Annotated in this window: 22 protein-coding genes, 1 rRNA gene and 1 pseudogene; 5 read left to right on the top strand and 19 right to left on the bottom strand. The window is 51.7% G+C overall.

Going from position 1 to position 18847, the window contains the following annotated elements; genetic code table 11:
• Both ETR37_RS12300 and ETR37_RS12305 read right to left on the bottom strand, forming a co-directional pair.
• Positions 1-121: ribosomal RNA gene (locus ETR37_RS12300) — 16S ribosomal RNA — on the bottom strand; the annotation flags it as partial.
• Positions 122-776: 655 nt separating this feature from the next.
• A complete protein-coding gene (locus ETR37_RS12305) occupies positions 777-1697 on the bottom strand; it encodes a nucleotidyltransferase-like protein (protein WP_051049827.1) in 921 nt (306 codons plus the stop codon).
• 375 nt (positions 1698-2072) lie between these two features.
• Between ETR37_RS12305 and ETR37_RS12310 the strand changes: the two genes are divergently transcribed.
• Positions 2073-2426, top strand: coding sequence for a YgzB family protein (locus ETR37_RS12310; protein ID WP_011229983.1), 354 nt, complete (start codon positions 2073-2075; stop codon positions 2424-2426).
• Positions 2427-2450: 24 nt separating this feature from the next.
• On the opposite strand, the gene perR is transcribed toward ETR37_RS12310, so the two are convergent.
• From perR to ETR37_RS12345, 7 genes are all read right to left on the bottom strand, one after another.
• Positions 2451-2909, bottom strand: coding sequence for a peroxide-responsive transcriptional repressor PerR (gene perR / locus ETR37_RS12315; protein ID WP_020279379.1), 459 nt, complete (start codon positions 2907-2909; stop codon positions 2451-2453).
• A 224-nt stretch (positions 2910-3133) separates the two neighbouring features.
• Positions 3134-3610: a thioredoxin-dependent thiol peroxidase gene (gene bcp / locus ETR37_RS12320; RefSeq protein ID WP_129447327.1), complete on the bottom strand. Its 477-nt coding sequence runs from the start codon at positions 3608-3610 to the stop codon at positions 3134-3136.
• 66 nt (positions 3611-3676) lie between these two features.
• A complete protein-coding gene (locus tag ETR37_RS12325) occupies positions 3677-4081 on the bottom strand; it encodes a potassium channel family protein (RefSeq protein WP_013522997.1) in 405 nt (134 codons plus the stop codon).
• Positions 4082-4250: 169 nt separating this feature from the next.
• Positions 4251-5204: an L-lactate dehydrogenase gene (locus tag ETR37_RS12330; protein WP_011229979.1), complete on the bottom strand. Its 954-nt coding sequence runs from the start codon at positions 5202-5204 to the stop codon at positions 4251-4253.
• 145 nt (positions 5205-5349) lie between these two features.
• Positions 5350-6135: an ABC transporter permease gene (locus tag ETR37_RS12335; protein WP_013146302.1), complete on the bottom strand. Its 786-nt coding sequence runs from the start codon at positions 6133-6135 to the stop codon at positions 5350-5352.
• Between the two features lie 3 nt (positions 6136-6138).
• Positions 6139-6930 carry an ABC transporter permease gene (locus tag ETR37_RS12340; protein WP_015373977.1) on the bottom strand — a complete coding sequence of 264 codons (792 nt, stop codon included), beginning with the start codon at positions 6928-6930 and terminating at the stop codon, positions 6139-6141.
• Positions 6923-7927, bottom strand: a complete 1005-nt coding sequence (locus ETR37_RS12345) for an ABC transporter ATP-binding protein (protein WP_081133086.1) — start codon at positions 7925-7927, stop codon at positions 6923-6925. The genes ETR37_RS12340 and ETR37_RS12345 overlap by 8 nt, the downstream gene beginning before the upstream one ends.
• A 394-nt stretch (positions 7928-8321) precedes the next feature.
• On the opposite strand from ETR37_RS12345, the gene ETR37_RS12350 reads away from it, so the two are divergent.
• The 3 genes from ETR37_RS12350 to ETR37_RS12360 all read left to right on the top strand — a co-directional run bounded on the left by ETR37_RS12350 (position 8322) and on the right by ETR37_RS12360 (position 12106).
• Positions 8322-9608 carry a glutamate-1-semialdehyde 2,1-aminomutase gene (locus tag ETR37_RS12350; RefSeq protein ID WP_013146305.1) on the top strand — a complete coding sequence of 429 codons (1287 nt, stop codon included), beginning with the start codon at positions 8322-8324 and terminating at the stop codon, positions 9606-9608.
• Positions 9609-9881: 273 nt separating this feature from the next.
• Positions 9882-10910 (top strand): hypothetical protein, encoded by a 1029-nt coding sequence (locus tag ETR37_RS12355; protein ID WP_015373975.1) that lies wholly within the window; start codon positions 9882-9884, stop codon positions 10908-10910.
• Positions 10911-11026: 116 nt separating this feature from the next.
• Positions 11027-12106 (top strand): FUSC family protein, encoded by a 1080-nt coding sequence (locus tag ETR37_RS12360; RefSeq protein WP_060788701.1) that lies wholly within the window; start codon positions 11027-11029, stop codon positions 12104-12106.
• 13 nt (positions 12107-12119) lie between these two features.
• On the opposite strand, the pseudogene ETR37_RS12365 reads toward ETR37_RS12360, so the two are convergent.
• From ETR37_RS12365 to fabL, 5 genes and pseudogenes are all read right to left on the bottom strand, one after another.
• Positions 12120-12266: pseudogene (locus tag ETR37_RS12365) on the bottom strand (ABC transporter permease); the annotation flags it as partial.
• A gap of 154 nt (positions 12267-12420) precedes the next feature.
• Positions 12421-12954: a nucleoside tri-diphosphate phosphatase gene (gene ntdP / locus ETR37_RS12370; protein WP_013146310.1), complete on the bottom strand. Its 534-nt coding sequence runs from the start codon at positions 12952-12954 to the stop codon at positions 12421-12423.
• Positions 12955-13088: 134 nt separating this feature from the next.
• Positions 13089-13298: a YgaB family protein gene (locus tag ETR37_RS12375; protein WP_013146311.1), complete on the bottom strand. Its 210-nt coding sequence runs from the start codon at positions 13296-13298 to the stop codon at positions 13089-13091.
• Positions 13299-13526: 228 nt separating this feature from the next.
• Entirely contained in the window at positions 13527-13718 is a 192-nt protein-coding gene (locus ETR37_RS12380; protein WP_011229970.1) for a gamma-type small acid-soluble spore protein, read from the bottom strand.
• Between the two features lie 58 nt (positions 13719-13776).
• On the bottom strand, positions 13777-14526 hold the full coding sequence (gene fabL, locus ETR37_RS12385) for an enoyl-[acyl-carrier-protein] reductase FabL (RefSeq protein ID WP_015373972.1): 750 nt from the start codon (positions 14524-14526) through the stop codon (positions 13777-13779).
• Between the two features lie 60 nt (positions 14527-14586).
• Here fabL and ETR37_RS12390 point away from each other — a divergent pair, with 60 nt between their 5' ends.
• Entirely contained in the window at positions 14587-14811 is a 225-nt protein-coding gene (locus ETR37_RS12390; protein ID WP_011229968.1) for a hypothetical protein, read from the top strand.
• On the opposite strand, the gene mutY is transcribed toward ETR37_RS12390, so the two are convergent.
• The 5 genes from mutY to ETR37_RS12410 form a co-directional block, all read right to left on the bottom strand.
• Positions 14808-15908 (bottom strand): A/G-specific adenine glycosylase, encoded by a 1101-nt coding sequence (gene mutY / locus ETR37_RS12395; RefSeq protein ID WP_015373971.1) that lies wholly within the window; start codon positions 15906-15908, stop codon positions 14808-14810. The genes ETR37_RS12390 and mutY overlap by 4 nt on opposite strands.
• A gap of 105 nt (positions 15909-16013) precedes the next feature.
• Complete coding sequence (locus ETR37_RS12400) at positions 16014-17279, bottom strand: L-lactate MFS transporter (RefSeq protein ID WP_015373970.1); 1266 nt, start codon at positions 17277-17279, stop codon at positions 16014-16016.
• 16 nt (positions 17280-17295) lie between these two features.
• A complete protein-coding gene (gene fdhD, locus ETR37_RS12405; protein WP_013522986.1) occupies positions 17296-18087 on the bottom strand; it encodes a formate dehydrogenase accessory sulfurtransferase FdhD in 792 nt (263 codons plus the stop codon).
• Positions 18026-18280, bottom strand: coding sequence for a hypothetical protein (locus ETR37_RS19165; protein WP_164978002.1), 255 nt, complete (start codon positions 18278-18280; stop codon positions 18026-18028). Before ETR37_RS19165 ends, fdhD begins: the two co-directional genes overlap by 62 nt.
• A 67-nt stretch (positions 18281-18347) precedes the next feature.
• Positions 18348-18695, bottom strand: coding sequence for a Na-translocating system protein MpsC family protein (locus ETR37_RS12410; RefSeq protein ID WP_013146316.1), 348 nt, complete (start codon positions 18693-18695; stop codon positions 18348-18350).
• Positions 18696-18847 lie beyond the last annotated feature (152 nt).

Consider the following 18847-nt stretch of genomic DNA (forward strand, 5'->3'; position numbering starts at 1 on the left):
GTGTTACTCACCCGTCCGCCGCTGACCAAACCAGAGCAAGCTCCCGTTCGGTCCGCTCGACTTACATGTATTAGGCACGCCGCCAGCGTTCGTCCTGAGCCAGGATCAAACTCTCCAAAGAAAGTTGATTGGCTTTTCGCATTGTCCAGCTTCGGCCGCTATCGGCTTGCGACGCTTCGTGTCCCGCTTTGGCGGGCTAAGCCCGCTCGCGGGCCTCTCAGCGCGTTTCGCCGATAGGCAAGCGGCCTCCGCTTTTCGAATTGTCCAGCTTCGGTCCGCCGCCGCTCGGGGTCAAATACCCCCCTCGGGGTGCAAGCACCCCTAAGGGTGAAGAGCATTTGCCCGTCGCGATCGCCAGGATGGCGATATTTCGCCGTTGCCCGCAGGACGCGGGCTGCTGTTAGGCGAAATATCGGACCTCCGCTTTTCGTTGCGCTTCGTTTCGTTCAGTTTTCAAGGAACGAGACCTCTTCTTGAACTTGCTTCGTTGCAGTCTTGCGTCGAGGAATCCAATTCCTCTGGACTCCCTCAAACGCAAATGTGTTTTCCGCTTCCTAAAGCAGCCCTTACATCATAGCATTTTTATTGTTCGTTGTCAACAGCCTTTTATTCATACCGCTCGGCAACATTTTCCCGCCGCGGCAGCGATTTAAAATATATCATCGTTCGACAAGGAAGTCAAGAGCTTTTTTCGGCCGGGTTGCCTCCTTCCTTCAATGATCTTGGCAACTGACATTTGTATAAACACAATGAAATTCCTAATAGCATCCATCCTCTCACCGGTCCCTTCCACTTTTTAGGATCAGCGGAAGGGGACCGTCAAAATTCTTTTTTTGCAATGTGTAATACCGTTCGAACATTGTATTTCCTTTTGTCGGCATTTCCACGACGGTTAGCACTTTCCTTTCGACAAGATACTCAAGCATGATGACAAGATCAACCGAGTAAGGCGCAAACTGCGGATGACCGGTCATTTCCTCAATGCTCCAAGTACCATTTTTTTCTTTCAGCGCTTCGCATAAATGAGAGGAACCTGATTCTACGTAAGAATGAATCAAAAATTCACTGGCCAGCAACAAAAGTTCCAGCCGTTTCGGAAGCGGTTCTTCACTTCCGACGAGTTCTTCATACAGTTTATAAATCCTTCCATCCATTCGCTTGACTTGATTCCATACGGTCACTTCCGGGTAAAGTCCGTGCTCGATCACGGTCAATCGCGCCAAATGATGGAGGGCTTGCACCATATGGTTGTATGAGTCGAGCCAATGCTTGGCGGCAAACAGCGCCTTGCCATCTGTATAGCGGCGGATCAGTTTGGCAAACTCGAGTCCCATTTTCAATCGCCGTTCTTTAGGCGGGAATTGCTCAAGGCGCTGGCGCAACTGCTGAACATAGCCGTTTCGGTCAAACACGACCTTTCCGTTGAACACCCAGTCGACCGCCTTTCGATGTGACCCGAGAACAAGCCATTCATTTAACTGCCGTTCACTGACTGCATAAAGCACCGCCTTTTTCTCGTTTAGTGAATACTGTCTGAGAAGCATAGGCTCGCTTTGCGGGTCGACAATGACGAGCAGCACGACATCAAACGTATCCGTTGTTGCTGCATGGCAAGCCGTTTTTTCAATCATTAAAATTCCGTGCGTGTTGCAGCGGTTTGCCCATTCGTGACAGATGGGATGCAGCAATTCTTTCATACCTCGCGTCTGTTGCAGAAAGCCGGCCGCGATATCCGGGCGGACAAATCCCTCAGATATCCCAACATATCGATTGACAGACAACCATACGTTCCTATTTTGAGCCGGATGTTTTTTCTGCAACGTTTTTTCCTCCCTTCCACCGTCATCAATCATCACATTGCGTTTGTGCAGATGTTCAAACAATGCTGTCAACGCCTGTTTCATTTCAGAAAGACCAGAATGCTTGCATCCATGAAGCTGTCGTTTGTTGCCGTCATTCGTTATTCGACAAAAAAAGAGGAATTCCTTTCTTTAAAACGTCGATTTTGTTGATTTCTTCTTCGCGATGGGACCCCGTTTTATGGTATAGTGGTCTATGTAGGAGGGACTGTGATGAGCATCAAATATTCGAGCAAAATCAACAAAATTCGCACTTTCGCCTTAAGCTTGATTTTTATCGGTGTCATTGTCATGTATCTTGGGCTGTTTTTTCGTACGTCCCCGGTCATCATGACGTTGTTTATGTTGTTTGGGATGTTGTTTCTTGTCGCCAGTGGCATTGTATATTTTTGGATCGGCACACTCTCGACGAGAGCCGTCCAAGTTGTTTGCCCGTCGTGCGGCAAAGTGACAAAAATGCTCGGACGCGTCGATTTATGCATGTTTTGCCGTGAACCGTTGACGTTAGACCGCGAACTGGAAGGAAAAGAGTTTGACGAAAAGTACAACAAAAAAAGAAAAAGCTGATAGCCGCCTTGTGCTATCAGCTTTTTAATGCGAATGCGCCGGCGCCCCGCTTTTTTGACAGTCAGGGCAGACTCCGTACACTTCCATGCGATGATGGTCGACCTTAAAGCCGGTGACGTGAGCGGCAAGCTGCTCGACTTCATCAAGCGCTGGATAGTGGAAATCGACAATTTTGCCGCACTCTTCACAGATGACGTGATAATGATTGGAAGTGACGAAGTCAAACCGGCTGGACGAATCGCCGTACGTCAGCTCTTTGACAAGCCCGATTTCCTTAAAGACGCGCAAGTTATTGTAGACGGTGGCTACGCTCATATTCGGGAATTTCCCTTCGAGCGCTTTGTATATTTCATCAGCCGTCGGATGGGACATCGAGCTGATCAAATACTCCAATATCGCATGACGCTGCGGCGTAATGCGTATGCCTGTCTTTTTCAACATGTCAAGCGCTTCCTTCAGTTGCTCGTTGTCAGACACCGTCATGCACCTCACTCTCTGTTCAAAGACGAAAAAAATTATCACTTTATAATATTTATAATTAGTCTACAAAGAATACATGCCATTTGTCAATATAGATGCCATTAATATATGGGCTCAGACGCCGTTTTAACAAAAAAAGGAGGCGGAAATTGTTTCCGCCTCTGATGTCATTCATTTGAGGAGGTTACTATGTATCATACGCAAAACGATGTACATTGTCTGGACGCTTACCTAGATGACGCTAGTCGGGCAACTTCCGCCAGCGCCTCATCGACATGCCCCTTCACTTTCACTCCGCGCCATTCTTTGGCCAATGTTCCGTCAGGAGCAATGATGAACGTCGAGCGCTCAATGCCCATATATTCTTTGCCGAAATTTTTCTTTTTCTTCCATACCCCGTACAGCTCAGCCACTTTATGCTGCTCATCGGAAAGAAGCAAAAACGGCAACTCGTATTTTTCGATAAACGCTTCATGCCGCTTCATTGGGTCGGTGCTCACTCCTAAAATGACGGCGTTCAACTCAGCGAACTGCGCATGGCGATCGCGAAAGTCGCACGCTTCGGCTGTGCACCCCGGGGTCATGTCTTTTGGATAAAAGTAAAGCACCACATACCGGCCGCGAAAATCAGACAGCGAAACCATTTTCCCATTGCTTGCCGGCAAGGTGAAATCTGGAGCTGGCTGGCCAATGGCAATCGTCATGTCGTTCCCTCCGTCTTCTTCGTTTTCTTTTAGCGTAGCGAAGACGAGGGGAAATTGCAATTCATATCAGCGATGATCCCAGTCAAACACGGTGCGCGTCACGATGACAGCAGGCATAATGTAGCCGAGCAGCGCTTCGGCAATGGCGATCCACCGCCCGACGCCAATTGGAGTAACGTCTCCGTATCCGACCGACAAAAGCGTCATGCCACTCAAATACAAGCTGTCTTCAAGCAGCGACAAACGATCTTTCGATGCGCTATTTGGGGATGGGGTAAACACGGCATGGCCGTTTACTTGCAAAATCATATAAATCATGGCAAAACCGAGCAACATCGTTAAATACCATTGGACGAGAACCCATAAGCTATCGAGTGACATGCGATGCGTCGCTTGCACGCGCACTGTCCAAAGCGAGGTGATGCTGCCGAGCAGTACGGCGGCAACAATGCCAAGGAAGGCGTAATCCATCACGTTCCCCCCATTTTGGTCCGTCGTTCATATATACGCGGACAACCGGGCGATTATACCGCATGACCCTCCGCACCCTGCTTGAATCGGCAGCACTCCTGTATTCCACCGGATCGCCCGACCCATTTGACAAGCCAGCGTCCCGTCAGATGAAGCCAATCGTTGCGCTTTACTGCGCAAAATAGCGCGCCAATACACCTTTTAACGTCGCAGCACTACGGTGGAACCATTTTTTCTCCTCCTCGTCAAGTTCAATTTCAATCACTTCGCGGATGCCATTTCGGTTGATCACAGCAGGCACACCGATGTAGACATCGCGTTCGCCGTATGGGCCGTCCAAGTAAGCGGAAACGGTCAAAATGGCATTTTCATGATGCAAAATGGCGCGCGTCACGCGGGCAAGCCCCATAGCAATCCCGTAGTACGTCGCTCCTTTTTTCTCAATAATTTGGTAGGCGGCATCGCGCACATTGACAAAAATGCGCTCGAGCTCTTTTTGCGCTTCTTCCCCTTTGGACTCGACCAGCTTGCGGATCGGCACGCCGCCGATATCAGCCTGGCTCCAGACCGGGAGTTCAGTGTCGCCATGTTCGCCGATAATATAGGCGTGCACGTTCGTCGGGGCGACGGCGAAATAGTCGCCCAACAAGAAGCGGAACCGCGCCGTGTCCAAAATCGTGCCCGATCCGATTACTCGCTCTTGCGGCAGGCCGCTGAATTTCCACGTCGCGTACGTTAAAATGTCGACCGGATTGGTGGCGACGAGAAACAGTCCTTGAAATCCGGATGCCATGACCGACTCAACGATCGAGCGGAAAATGGCAATGTTTTTGTCCACAAGATCAAGCCGCGTCTCGCCCGGTTTTTGGTTGGCGCCGGCGCAAATGACAACCAAATCGGCATCGCGGCAATCATCGTAATCGCCGTGCCAAATGTCAGCCGGCTTCGGCGCAAATACTTTCCCATGGTTGAAGTCCATCGCATCGCCCTCAGCCTTGTTTTCATTTGCATCGATGAGCACGATCTCATCGGCAATCCCTTGATTCATTAAGGCAAACGCATAACTGGCGCCGACAAACCCGGTGCCGACGACCGCTACCCGATTTCCTCTCCCGTTTTTCATCACTATTCACCTCTTCTTCCTTTTTGTGAATATATTCACATTTTATTTTACGCCACAACATGCTAACGATACAGACAAGGTTGTGTCGATTGCTTGACCATTGTTTGTCATTTTGATGGCAAATGAACAAAAACGGGCGGGGCGCCTAGCTCCCCGTCCCGCGATATCGTCTCACCCCGGCGTTCCAAAGCATGACCGAAACGGTGAAGCAAACCATGCCGACCACTGGGGTGAAAAAGGCATAACTGTACCATTCCTTTTTATCAAGAAAATAAGCAGCTGGATAAACGCCGACAAAGGCAAACGGCAGCACCCACGTTAAAATATAGCGGATGACGCGATGATAAATATCGATCGGGTAGCGGCCATAGCTGCTGATGTTGTACATCATCGGCATGATGGAGGTGCGGGCGTCGGCAAAAAAACTGATCGTCGCCAGTGAAATGAAAATGCCGGCATAAATCAATGCACCGCCAATGACAAACAAAATAAACACGAAGACATCATACCAATGAAATGAAAGAGACAAGCGGCTGCCGGCATACAGCATAATGATCAGCCCGGGCACAGCGCCAAGCAACGATTCGAGCTCCATCCGCTCCAAAACAATTTGAAACAGGCTGTTTAGCGGGCGCGTCAACACGCGATCCATTTCCCCCTGCACAATATATCGTTCATTAAAATCCCAAAGGTTAAAAAAGGCGCCAAATACGGCATATGGAACAAGAAAAAAACCGTAAATAAACAAAATCTCATCGCGCGACCAGCCGTGAAGCAGCGTCGTATGGCCGAACACGACAAGCAAGAACACTAAGTTCACCGCCTGCGCCATTAAGTCGGACAACCATTCAATGAGCAAATCAGTGCGGTATTGCAATTTTGTCTTCATGTACTGGGCCATATATTGAAAAAAAACAGATACGTAAAACAATGTCTACCCCCCTTGCACAACAAGCCGCTTTTTCGCCACCCGCCATAGCAGCGCGATCGGAAACAATAACAGCACGCACCACGCCGCCTGCGTGAACAATCCATCGCTTACAGCGGCGCCTTGGAAGCTTTCCGTAATGATCATGCTTGGAATATAGCTAATGGCTTGAAATGGCATATACGCCATGAGCTGCTGCGCCCAATCCGGGTAAAACGACAAAGGCAAAATAAGACCGGAAAATAGATCGATAATAAACCGCTTCGCCCTAAGCAACCCTTCATTTCGGAACGTAAAAAACGTCACAACCCCCGCAAGCAAGTTCAGCTCCGAAAAAATGATAAAGCTGAATAGAAGCGACAAGCCAAAAGCGAGCCACGTTTTGGCGTGTCCCGGAAACTGAAGCGGCAAAAAAAGCGATACGAAAAAAAGCCCAGGCAGCGATAAAAAGAAAAGGCGAAACAACCCTTCGCCAAGCCCTTGCACAGCTTTCATCCCTAAATAGCTGTACGGGCGGATCAGTTCAATCGCTACTTTTCCATCGCGGATTTCCATGGCGATTTCACGGTCAAGGTTGTTAAAATAAAACGCCCGCGCCAGCCAGGAAATGGCGACATACGTCGTCATTTGCCCAAGCGACATCCCTTGCATCGATGATTTGCCGCCATAAATAGCCGACCAAAGGAAGTAATACGCTGCGATGTTAATGGCGTAAATCAAAATGCCAGTGTAATAGTTTGTCCGGTAGGCGAGCATCATTAAAAAGCGGATGCGGACCATTTCGACATACTTACCCATGAACCGCACCTTCCTCATAAATATTGCGGATGATCTCCTCCGTCGGCACTTCATGAATGCGGATGTCTTGCAGTGCACAACGGGCAGCGACGCGACTGACAACTTCCGGAACGCCTCCTGATGGGACGTGCGAGACCCAAACGTTTGGCTGTTCACCTTTTTTCCAAACAACCTCCAATCCTTCAGTCAACTGCTGCAAAAAAGCGGCCGTCACCGCTTCGGCGAACGTAAAGGCGACCCGTTTTCCTTGCCCCCATCTTTCTTTCAGGCGCTCAAGCGACCCGTCGTAAATGATTTTCCCTTCATCGAGCATAATGACCCGCTCGCAAAGCGCTTCAATGTCTGACATGTCGTGCGTCGTCAGCAGGATCGTCGTGCCATACCGTTCATTCAATTGCTTTAAAAACTGGCGGATGTTGAGTTTGACAAGCACATCAAGGCCGATCGTCGGTTCATCCAAAAACAATAGCGGCGGGTTGTGAATGAGCGCGGCGGCAAGCTCACAGCGCATCCGCTGGCCAAGCGACAGCTTGCGCACCGGCTTATCAAGCAGCGGGCCGATCTCAAGCATGTCAATCACCTCGGCCATATGGCGGCGATATTGCTCGTCCGAGACGCAGTACACTTTTTTCAACAGCCGGAACGACTCTTGAACAGCGATGTCCCACCATAATTGCGAACGCTGGCCGAACACGACGCCGATCGTGCGCACGAATTTTTCCCGTTCTTTATGCGGATTCATCCCGTTGACGACAACGCGCCCAGACGTTGGCGTTAAAATGCCGGTCAACATTTTGATCGTCGTCGATTTGCCGGCGCCGTTTTCGCCGATATAGCCGACGATTTCCCCTTGCTTAACAGCAAACGAAATGTCATCAACCGCTCGAACGAGCGTATAACGGCGCGTCCATAAATCGCGAAACGCTCCGACAAGGCCGGAGCGGCTTTTGTGCACTTTAAATTCTTTGCGCAAATGTTCTACTTCAATCGCGTTCATCGTTCTCCTCCTGACCTCTCCTTGGCGTCAAATGAAAAAGGCAGCTTGCGCCCTTCTCCCTATGTTGCATTATACATGAATCGCCGCCATTTTCATCTTTTTTGTTTTCCAGTCTGTTGACGCCATTGCGTTAGGCGCCGCCGCCGATTTGGAAAGAACGGCAAAATGCTTTTGTCCTAAATCAATGCCCACTCACCGATCGACCGTCGGCAACAGTTGGATGTCAGTTCCGCCCATACGGAAACAAACGATTTCCTGTCGGATTTTTTCGAATCGGCACGTCAATGATGGGAGAAACCGATCCGTCTCCCGCTTTACACCTATAGCATTGAAGTTTGAGTCTTCTCGGTTTACTATATAAAGAGGCAGTCAGCGGAAACAGGAGGATCAAACAATGCAGTGGACCAAATCAGAACAATTATATGAAGAAGCGCTCCAGCACATTGTTGGTGGAGTGAACAGCCCGTCCCGCTCATACAAAGCGGTCGGCGGCGGTGCGCCAGTCGTGATGGAGCGGGCGCAAGGAGCCTACTTTTGGGATGTGGATGGAAACAAGTACATCGACTACTTGGCCGCCTACGGACCGATCATCGCCGGGCACGCCCATCCACACATCGCGGAAGCCATCCGCCGCGCCGCCGAGACCGGTGTGTTGTACGGCACGCCAACGCCGCATGAGATCACGTTTGCCAAAATGTTAAAAGAGGCGATCCCGTCGCTCGAGAAAGTGCGGTTTGTCAACTCGGGAACAGAGGCGGTGATGACCACGATCCGCGTCGCCCGCGCCTACACCGGACGAAGCAAAATCGTCAAATTCGAAGGCTGCTACCATGGCCATTCGGACCTTGTGCTCGTCGCCGCCGGCTCGGGGCCATCGACGTTGGGGACGCCGGACTCAGCCGGCGTGCCGCCGAGCATCGCCCAAGAAGTCATTACCGTGCCATACAACGATGTCGAATCGTTCCGCGAAGCGATGAACGTTTGGGGCGAGCAAGTCGCAGCGGTCCTCGTCGAGCCGATCGTCGGCAACTTCGGCATCGTCCTGCCAAAACCGGGCTTTTTAGAAGCGATCAATGAGATTGCCCACAAGGAAGGGGCGCTCGTCATTTACGACGAAGTGATCACCGCCTTCCGCTTTATGTACGGCGGAGCGCAAAACTTGCTCGGTGTGGAGCCCGACTTGACGGCGATGGGGAAAATCATCGGCGGAGGCTTGCCGATCGGGGCGTACGGTGGACGCCAAGACATTATGGAACAAGTCGCTCCGCTCGGACCAGCGTACCAGGCCGGGACGATGGCCGGCAACCCGGCGTCGATGCTCGCTGGCATCGCCTGCCTTGAAGTGTTGAAACAAGAGGGCGTCTATGAGCATCTCGACCGATTGGGAGCAATGCTGGAAGAAGGCATCCTTGCCCATGCTCGCCAATGCGGCCTGCCGGTGACCGTCAACCGCTTAAAAGGCGCGCTCACCGTCTTCTTCACTGACGAAAAAGTGGAAAACTACAAGCAAGCCCAGCGCAGCGACGGCGAGTTGTTTGCGAAATTTTTCAAGCTCATGCTCAAACAAGGGATCAATCTCGCGCCGTCGAAATACGAAGCATGGTTTATCACCCTCGCCCATACGGAAGACGACATCGCCTACACGATCGACGCGGTCGGCAAGGCGTTCCGGCAGCTATAAGCGCTTGCGCCTCTATCACCCTCGCTGAACAGCGCCCGCGTCAGGCAGGCGCTGTTTTGTTTTCACTGCATTTGTTGACAATTTTGTGAACAACGCAGGAGAACGGGAAAGGGTCATTGATTTCCATCTGCCTGCATGGTATGATAAGCACCAAATTCTGAAAATTAAGACTCGCATTTTTCATCCAGCAAGCAGTGGAGGAGGTGACCGGCGCCGAGGGGAGAACGCCCTCCCGACCGCGCCTAAGTATACATGGAGCAACGTACATATCGTTTGGCAAACGAAGCGAACCAGCGCGGCGCCCTGTTGTTGGCGGCCGTGGAAAAGCGGAACATCCCGACCAACGAACATGTCCAAGCTGTCCTTCAGGCGCTTGCCCAATGGAGCGCAAAAGGAAACGCTGCGATTCAGCTGGACATCCCGCGCAAACTATGGATGGAAAAACTCGCGAATACTGGGCAAAATCCGGAAATTGCAACAAACAGCTATTTCACCGTCGGTCATATACACATTGCGCCTTCCGCTGACGCTGAGCGGGTTCGGGCGCACCTTCGTCAATTGTGCAAACAGTTTGGCTTCATTCTTCTGTTCGAAACCATCCGGCCATCCGCAGATGAAAGCGCCTTGTTTTGGCAAATCGCCATGCTGCCAGGCGATGTATTTTCGTTATCAGACCGCTTGTTTCGACTGACGGCCGCTATGGAACGCGAGCCGCACGTCCGCGTTGCTTCGCTCGGCCACACTCATGTGATCTATCAAGCATATACACTGGCTGATTTGTTGCGCGAACCGGATGTATCCCATCCGTTTTTCGCCTCAGCCGCTTCGTTCGCCTATGCCAATGGGGCGGAGTCTTTCTTTTGCCATCAGCGGCTCGGTTCAGCCGGCATGCTTGTCCATTGCGGGGAAATGTCTGTTGGCGCTGTGGAAACGCTCATTTACGACCACGGTTACAGCCTGCTCGAGGCAGCCGGAGCTGCCTTTTGGCCCGACGCGGCCAAACGACACAGCTTGCCGTCTATCGGACAGCTGCCGGCATGTTTGGCCGCCAGCTTCGAACAAGAAGCCGTATGGGTCGCCGGAACAGCCGGAGCGCTTTGGAAAACGGATGATTCCTCCCGTGTATTCATCGCCTCTCGTCCGCAGGGCGGCCATGCTGAACCGCTCGCTCCCGGCCAGCCGCTGGCGCTCATCCGTTCCACAACGGGGCGAACCCAATGGCTGAATGGCGACCATTTCCTCCAAGAGATGGCAATCCGCCTCTCCAATCGGCGCGATGCACATGCTCCGATCGCCTTTTGATCCTTCACGCCCTGCTGATTTCGGCAGGGCGTTATATTTTTTTCCTTGCACTCATATCTAAAAGTGTGTATAGTACTGAATGGTCTACGAAAATGGAAAAGGAGAGGTTTCCATAGATGAAGCTCGGTGCCCGCATTTTCAAAACGGGGATCGCGGTGGCGCTCGCCTTGTTTTTGGCGGCGCTCTTTCACTTTCCGTCACCGGTGTTCGCCGGCATTTCCGCTGTATTTGCCATGCAGCCAACCATTTATCGCTCATATTTGTCACTCATCGAACAAGTGCAGGCGAACGTGATCGGCGCCTTGTTCGCGATTGCGGCGGTTCTTATCCTCGGCCGCGACCCGCTGGTCGTCGGCTTGACGCTCATGGTTGTGATCGCTCTTTGCCTAAAAATGCGCCTTGAATCGTCGACAATTTCCGTGGCGCTTGTCACCGTCATTGCCATTATGGAATACACGGACCGCCAATTTATCGAATTTGCGGCCATCCGCTTTTTAACGATTATGTTCGGCATTTTCGCCGCCTTTCTTGTCAACTTGATTTTCTTGCCGCCAAAGTATGAAAAGAAATTGTACGAAAAAATTCGCGATGAGACGGAAGCGATTTTGAAATGGATTCGCCTTTGTCAACAGCAGGCGGCCGATCATCATCACTTAAAGGACGAGATCGAAACGTTGCACGAGGAAATGACGAAACTGGAGCACTTGTATTTAATGTATAAAGAAGAACGCACCTATTTTCGACGCCAACGCTTCCAAAAGTCGCGCAAGCTTGTGCTGTACCGGCAAATGATCGCCTCAGCCGACCGGGCGCTGTCCGTATTAAAATGGCTCCACCGCCTTGAGAATGAGTTGGGCCGCCTGTCCGACCCGTTTCGCCATGCCATCTGCCTGCACCTTGGCAGCCTGGTTGGGTATCACGAGCAAATGTTGCTGAAGTTTGTCCATCAAGCAAAGCCGCTTCCCCATCACATGTGGGCAGAAGGCATCGATCGCGAACGGGGGCGGCTCGCTTCCATGATTTACGCCGACGGGCAGCCACCTTCCGATTACCGCCTATTTTCGTTACTCGGCGCCATCATTGATTATGGAGACCGGCTTGAGCATTTAGACAAGTTAATTGATAGTTTTCACCATTACCATTACGATGACGAATTGGCCAAACAGCTCGAAAAGTCGGCAGGCGGCCGCTCCTAGCAGGTCGCCTCTCTCAATTTTTCATCCGCGGGTCAAGCGCGTCGCGCAGCCCGTCGCCCATTAAGTTAAAGCCAAGCACCGTCAGCATGATCGCCAATCCAAGGAAAATCATCGTCCACGGTGCTTGGGTCAAGAAGTCTTTGGCATCAGACAACATTTTCTTAATATTTTTGCTTACTACTGCAACTGCTGGATCGTCAACAAATGATAATAGCTTCCTCCCTTTTCCATCAGTTCCTCATGCGCGCCTCTTTCGACAAAAAAGCAGAAAAAACCTGCCAGCGATGCCGAACAGGCTTTTTTCATGCCGCTATTTACGTTTGGTACGCCTGAAACACTCCGTACCATTTGTCGATAAACTCGGGCGCAAACGGCCCTTTCCGCTCCTTAATCCAGCCGATCAGTTTTTGAACGTTGTTTTTTAAAATGCGGTCGATCACATCGGGATAGTGCATTTCGCGGCGATGCCGCTCATACTCATCTTCATCCAGCAGCATGTACGTCATATCGGGAAACACTTTAATATCCAAATCATAATCGATGTACTTCAGCGCTTCTTCATCCCAAACGAACGGCGAGCTTAAATTGCAATAGTAGTACACCCCGTCCTCACGAATCATGGCGATAATGTTAAACCAATGCTTAGCATGAAAAAAACAAATCGCCGGTTCGCGCGTCACCCACGTCCGGCCGTCCGCTTCCATGACGAGTGTTTTGTTATTGCCGCCGATCACATACGATGGCGTCCCTTTTAATACGACCGTTTCCTGCCAAATCCGGTGAATCGTCCCATTATGTTTGTAGCTATGGATTTGAATGATTTTCCCTTCCCGAGGGTAAGCTGGCATCATTCTTCCCTACTTTCCGATGGGAGCTTCTTCGTTATATTATACCCTGTTCCTTTTGCAAAAGGAAAGAAAAGCAGGCCGCCTTACTGAGGAAAAGGCAACTGGCGCGTTGGCTCAAGGACGCATCCTGTCCGTCAGACACCGGATGCCATCTGCCCTAAAAATGCGCGACGGATGGCTTCCACCTCCCGTTTCATTTGCCGCACTTCCTCGCGCAAGGCGGCGGTCGGCGCTTCACGTTCAAGTTCATCCAACTGGCGGGTGATCTCCTCGCAACGCTCCATCTCCTGTTGCAAAAACAGCGCCTCGTCGCCTACATTCGTCCATGCGTGCTCCATCGCCATTCCGTTCTCCCTTCCCCTTTGCCGTGTGATTTCCTTTCATCATTTCGCGTCCGCACCCACAAATCCCTTTCACTAATCTTGTAAAGAGATGACAGCTTTTGTCGACAAAAAAAAGCAGAGGCGCGCCGCCCCTGCTTTTGCCTTCCATCTTCGGCCTATCGCCTGCGCTCTTGCAGCAACATACGCCGTCGTCACAACCGCCAGGCGTCAGCCGTGGATGATCGTTGGTTATTGATTGACATTTTGCGCTTTGCGGGCTTCCGCTTGCGCATTTTGTTGTTTTACGTGTTGCACATTCGTCTCAGCCGCAAATTCCGTCGCAAATTGGCCAGCTTGAGCGGCTTGAGCCGATTGGGCATTTTGTTGTCTTACTTCTTGAATGTTTGTGCCAGCTGCTGTTTTGTTCGGTTGTTTGGCCATTGTTCTCACCTCCACGTGCTTTACTATACCCCGGGGGTGATCGTTCTATCCGCTGACATCACAAAAGTAAAGATCTTCCACCATCGACAATGATCGTCTGCCCGCGAATCATCTCGGCTGCATCCGAGAGCAAAAACAAAACCGCGTTGACGATATCATCGGGTTTGACCGGGCGGCCAGCCGGCGTGTTCGCAGCCGCGTCGGCGAGCAGCTCTTCACGGTTCGGGAAGTGCTTCAGCGCATCGGTATCGACCGCCCCGCCGGAGACGGCGTTGACGGCGATGTTTTTCGGCGCCAGCTCGACAGCCAAGTAGCGGGTCAGCGCTTCAAGCGCGGCCTTCGAGACGCCGACCGCCGTATAGTTTTCCAAATAGCGGATCGACCCGAGCGAGCTGATGCTCACAATTTTCCCGCCGCCGACCCGCTCCATTCTTTTGGCCGCTTCCTGGGCGCAAAACAAAAGCGCTTTGCTGTTGATATTCATCGTCCAGTTCCAATGCGTTTCTTCCAATTCCATCGCCGGGCGCAAGACGCCGGATGCGGCGTTGTTCACGAGCACGTCGACCCGCCCGAACACCTCATCGATTTGGGCAAACATGGCGTGAATTTTCTCAACGTCGCCGACGTTCGCCTTGACGACGAGCGCTTTTCTCCCGAGCCCTTCAATTTCGTGCGCCGTTTCTTCGGCGGCTGTTTTGTTGCGGGCGTAATTGACGACAATATCATATCCTTCCTTGGCCAGCCGCAAAGCGATCGCTTTGCCAATGCCGCGGCTGCTGCCGGTGACCACTGCTACTTTTCCGCTCATGTTTTTCACTCCTTATACATATAATATAGCCGAATTCCATAGATGAGGGAGGGGCTGCCTATGTACGTCGGCCGCGATATGACGGAGCTGTCGATGATTCCGAAAACGGAATGGACCGATGACGAACTCGCTTATTTTCATCATTCGTTCCAACAAATCGCTCCATATTTAAACGTTGAAGGGCAGACGATTCACCGCGAAATCATCGAGGAAATCGAAGCGCGCGGCGGCCTTGGGCGCCGTGAAGCAACGTATACACACGGCACGATGCCGGTGCCTGATTAATCGGGGCGGCGTACTCCGCCCGCCCATTCTTTATATTCGCGCCAAACACGTTGATGGGACACCGGAAAGGCGTACGCCTTCAACTCGTCTTCCGGCGCAAGCCGGTAAGGCTCCTCGACCGGTCCGCCATGAACCAAACGGCCGGGAAACACGGTCAACTGCCAGACTAAATGGGAAAACGCATGCTCAAACGAAACGATCGGTTCTGTAAGCTCCACTTGCAAACCGTATTGCTCCCCAACCATTTGCTCGAGCTTCTCTTTTCCATCTGCGCCGTCCGTTTCGCAGCTGGGGAACTCCCATAAGTTCGCAAGCAAACCGGTGCTGTCGCGCTTGCGAATGAGAACGCGGCCTTCATCATCGGCCAGCACCGCTACCGCAAGCGGCACTTGTTTGACCGCTGTTTTTTTCATTTTCACCGGCAGCTCTTCCGCCACCCCTTCGGCGAACGCTTGGCAGTAGGCTTGCACGGGACAAAGAAGGCACGACGGGCGGCGCGGTGTGCAAACAAGAGCGCCAAGCTCAATCAGCGCCTCGTTAAACGCTCCCGGGTTTTCGTACGCCATAATTTCGCGGACGATTTGTTCAAATCGTTTTCTCGTCGACGGTTTGGCAATATCGTCTGTCACGAGAAACAGACGCGACAAGACACGCATTACGTTGCCGTCAACAGCCGGCTCCGGGACGCCATAAGCGAGGCTCAACACCGCCCCGACCGTATACGGTCCGACTCCTTTCAGCCTAGAAAATTCATCTGGATCGTCCGGCACTTTGCCTCCATAGCGCGTTTTCACTTCTTTCACCGCCGCGTGCAAATGGCGCACGCGCGAGTAATAGCCGAGCCCTTCCCACGCCTTCAGCACCTCGTCCTCATCAGCGTCAGCAAGCGCCTCCAGCGTCGGAAACCGATCGATAAACTGTTCAAAATACGGAATGACCGTCTCGACGCGCGTTTGCTGCAGCATCACTTCCGACACCCATACTTTGTATGGGTCGCGGTCTTTCCGCCACGGCAAGTCGCGGCGCTCGCGGGCGAACCAGTCAAGCAAATCGCGCTGAAACTCGCGCGCTGGAAATCGCTCTGTTTCTCTTGTCATTCAACGTTTCCCCCATGATGCCTATTATCCATATCCATTTTATTATATCAAAAAACCCCCGGCGTGGCTTGCCGCACGCCGAGGGGAAACGGAAGGAAATCGTTCTCAACTTTCCTTAGCCGCAGAAACATAGGCGATCGATTCATGTCGAGCACGCAATCGGCGAATATCAATGCGCACGAGCAACGAGATGATGAAAGCGATGACAAACAATCCGCCAAAAAAGGCCAAACTTCCTTCATAAGAACCGGTCGTGTCTTTAATATACGCGGCAAACATCGGTCCGACAAGGCCCGCTGCAGCCCAAGCGGTCAAAATATAACCATGGATGGCGCCAAGCTGCTTCGTGCCGAACAAATCGCCGATATACGCCGGGATACAGGCGAATCCGCCGCCGTAGCACGTATACACAATCGTCAGCATAACCACAAACAGCCATTTGATGGACACGTTCGGCAACAGGAAGAAAATCAAGATTTGCAAAACGAAAAACGTCGTATACGTATTCGGCCGCCCAATATAATCAGAAGCCGATGCCCAACCGATGCGCCCTAACCCGTTAAACACCCCAATGGCGCCAACTAATGCCGCCGCGGCCGTTTGGCTGATGCCGATGCTTTCCACCGCCAGCGGTTTGGCCACCGCTAAAACGGCAATGCCGCACGTCACGTTAATAAACAACATGAACCATAAATACCAAAACCGTCTTGTTTTGACCGCCTCATTGGCCGTCAATTGCGCCAAATCAAGCGAAGGTTTGGCTTTTCCAGCCTTCACTTTTTCCTGAAATCCTTCCGGCAGCCATCCTTCTGGCGGCTTTTCTAAATAAAGAGAAGATAACGTCATAATGACAAAATACGTAATGCCTAAAATGAAAAACGTATTTTGGACGCCGACGGAGGCAATCAAACTGTTCATCACCGGACTCGCGATCGCTGCGGCAAACCCAAACCCCATAATCGCCAGCCCTGTAGCCAACCCGCGCCGGTCTGGAAACCATTTGACAAGCGTTGACACTGGCGCAATATACCCGACGCCGAGCCCAATTCCTCCCAACACCCCGTAAAACAAATACAGCAAGTATTTCGAACCAAGCGCCACGGCCAAACCGGACCCCGTCACCCCGAGGCCAAAGAAGATGGCGGCCAATAGCCCGGATTTCCGCGGTCCGTGCTTTTCCACAAAATGGCCAAGGAACGCAGCCGACAATCCTAAAAACAAGATCGCAATGCTGAACGTGAGCGCTACTTCCTGATCGGACCATCCAAACAATTGTTTTAATGGATTGGTAAAATTGCTCCACGCATAAACAGACCCAATCGAAATATGAATGCCAACGGCCGATAACGCAATGAGCCAACGGTTTTTCACAGCCTCTCCTCCCCTTTTACCCGATTATGATCCGACTCTCATGCGTATACACGTTAAACACCTGTCCGCGCAAAAAGCCAACGACGGTTATGCCGAGTTCATCCGCCAAATCTAAGGCTAGCGTCGTCGGGGCCGATTTTGAGAGCAGGACACTCACTCCCATTTTCGCCGCCTTTAACAGCACTTCCGACGAAACGCGGCCGCTGAATACAATAAGCTTGTCTTTCACCGCAACTTGATGACGCAGGCAATAGCCATACAGCTTATCAAGCGCGTTGTGACGCCCAATGTCAGAGCGGATGGCGACGATCCCGTCCGGTGTGGCGAGCGCGGCGTTGTGAAGACCGCCGGTTGCCGCAAAGTCCGTCGACTGCTCGTGCAGCGCTTTCATGAGGCGAATGCAGTCATCCGCCTTCACGGCGATGCCGCCGACGATCGTTTTCGCCGTCTTCACATCATTGTAAAAATAAAACTGCCGACTTTTTCCGCAACACGAGCCGATGAACCGCTTGGCATAAAACTGTTTGGCCGGCAGTCCGCCCGCGGCGAGCTCAACATAAGCAAAGCCCCGCTCCCCATCAATGCTCATTCCTTTGATGTCGCTGTACGTCCGAATGACTCCTTCCGAGGCCAAAAATCCGATTACCAATTCATCTAGATGCGCCGGCGTGCAAACGATCGTCGCAAACTCCTCGCCATTGACCGTTATGGTCAACGGAAACTCGAGCGCGATCTCGTCCTCTTCCTCAACAAAGCGCCCGTTCCGGTATTTCGCAATCGGTCGCCGTTTCGCCGCAAACCCGCTCACCTTGCCATTCCCCCTTTCCATGCAAAATAAAACCGCCGCCTTCCGGACAAGAGGACAAACTCGCCCCTGTCAGCGAAAAGCGGCGGTAGTTTGCGCCCAGCACTTCTGCAGCGAAACCAACGCACATCCGTTTCCGAAACCTGCCTGCCAAGCGGCAAAACCGTTTAGCCGGCAAGGCTTCTACTATTTTCATCGTGCTAACTATTCATAAGCATACCACGAACAGTAACGAAAAACAATTGTTTCTGTTCACAAAATCGTCACAATTCAATCGGTTTTTCAAATACAAAAACGGAAACAGCCATATCCTCTTCCACTTTAATATCACTGAACAAATAAAGAAGCTTCGAACCGACAAGCTCTTCCATGCCGTCCGGCACATGCTGGGCGTACACATCTTGGATCATTTTCGTTCTCGCTGCATGCACCATGTCCCGCCCTTCCGGCGTGCGGGCGATAAATTTTTCCGTCGGCGTCAAATTGCCGTGCAAAATGGTGATCGCCAAATTGTCAACAAAATACGTTTTGATCCGCTCTGGCCCTTTCCCAAACAGCTGTTTGCGCACTTTGCGCACAATATCGTTGAAAGCGGCTTCTTTTTTGGACATTCTCATCCCTCCTTGCGGTCAGCAGAAAAACTTCCGGCCCATCCGTTGTGTTCTTCCTTTCGCCGTACTATAATAAACTATAGCAAATGTATACATAGTGGAAAAATAATAAGGCAAGAAGCGGCCTTGTTATTTTTCTACTAAATATAAAA

Origin of the sequence: Geobacillus sp. PK12 (assembly GCF_004123125.1) — a bacterium.
GTDB classification, from domain to species: Bacteria; Bacillota; Bacilli; order Bacillales; family Anoxybacillaceae; genus Geobacillus; species Geobacillus zalihae.

Excerpts from the sequence above, each read along its gene's own strand:
- ETR37_RS19165 (WP_164978002.1), bottom strand. The coding sequence starts at position 18,280 with ATGAAAATAGTAGAAGCCTTGCCGGCTAAACGGTTTTGCCGCTTGGCA.
- ETR37_RS12350 (WP_013146305.1), top strand. The coding sequence starts at position 8,322 with ATGCAGTGGACCAAATCAGAACAATTATATGAAGAAGCGCTCCAGCAC.
- mutY (WP_015373971.1), bottom strand. The coding sequence starts at position 15,908 with ATGACAAGAGAAACAGAGCGATTTCCAGCGCGCGAGTTTCAGCGCGAT.
- ETR37_RS12410 (WP_013146316.1), bottom strand. The coding sequence starts at position 18,695 with ATGTCCAAAAAAGAAGCCGCTTTCAACGATATTGTGCGCAAAGTGCGC.
- ETR37_RS12305 (WP_051049827.1), bottom strand. The coding sequence starts at position 1,697 with ATGAAAGAATTGCTGCATCCCATCTGTCACGAATGGGCAAACCGCTGC.
- ETR37_RS12390 (WP_011229968.1), top strand. The coding sequence starts at position 14,587 with ATGTACGTCGGCCGCGATATGACGGAGCTGTCGATGATTCCGAAAACG.
- ETR37_RS12330 (WP_011229979.1), bottom strand. The coding sequence starts at position 5,204 with ATGAAAAACGGGAGAGGAAATCGGGTAGCGGTCGTCGGCACCGGGTTT.
- fabL (WP_015373972.1), bottom strand. The coding sequence starts at position 14,526 with ATGAGCGGAAAAGTAGCAGTGGTCACCGGCAGCAGCCGCGGCATTGGC.
- ETR37_RS12375 (WP_013146311.1), bottom strand. The coding sequence starts at position 13,298 with ATGGCGATGGAGCACGCATGGACGAATGTAGGCGACGAGGCGCTGTTT.
- bcp (WP_129447327.1), bottom strand. The coding sequence starts at position 3,610 with ATGACGATTGCCATTGGCCAGCCAGCTCCAGATTTCACCTTGCCGGCA.
- ETR37_RS12340 (WP_015373977.1), bottom strand. The coding sequence starts at position 6,930 with ATGGGTAAGTATGTCGAAATGGTCCGCATCCGCTTTTTAATGATGCTC.
- ntdP (WP_013146310.1), bottom strand. The coding sequence starts at position 12,954 with ATGCCAGCTTACCCTCGGGAAGGGAAAATCATTCAAATCCATAGCTAC.
- ETR37_RS12360 (WP_060788701.1), top strand. The coding sequence starts at position 11,027 with ATGAAGCTCGGTGCCCGCATTTTCAAAACGGGGATCGCGGTGGCGCTC.
- perR (WP_020279379.1), bottom strand. The coding sequence starts at position 2,909 with ATGACGGTGTCTGACAACGAGCAACTGAAGGAAGCGCTTGACATGTTG.
- ETR37_RS12380 (WP_011229970.1), bottom strand. The coding sequence starts at position 13,718 with ATGGCCAAACAACCGAACAAAACAGCAGCTGGCACAAACATTCAAGAA.
- ETR37_RS12310 (WP_011229983.1), top strand. The coding sequence starts at position 2,073 with ATGAGCATCAAATATTCGAGCAAAATCAACAAAATTCGCACTTTCGCC.
- ETR37_RS12325 (WP_013522997.1), bottom strand. The coding sequence starts at position 4,081 with ATGGATTACGCCTTCCTTGGCATTGTTGCCGCCGTACTGCTCGGCAGC.
- ETR37_RS12345 (WP_081133086.1), bottom strand. The coding sequence starts at position 7,927 with ATGAACGCGATTGAAGTAGAACATTTGCGCAAAGAATTTAAAGTGCAC.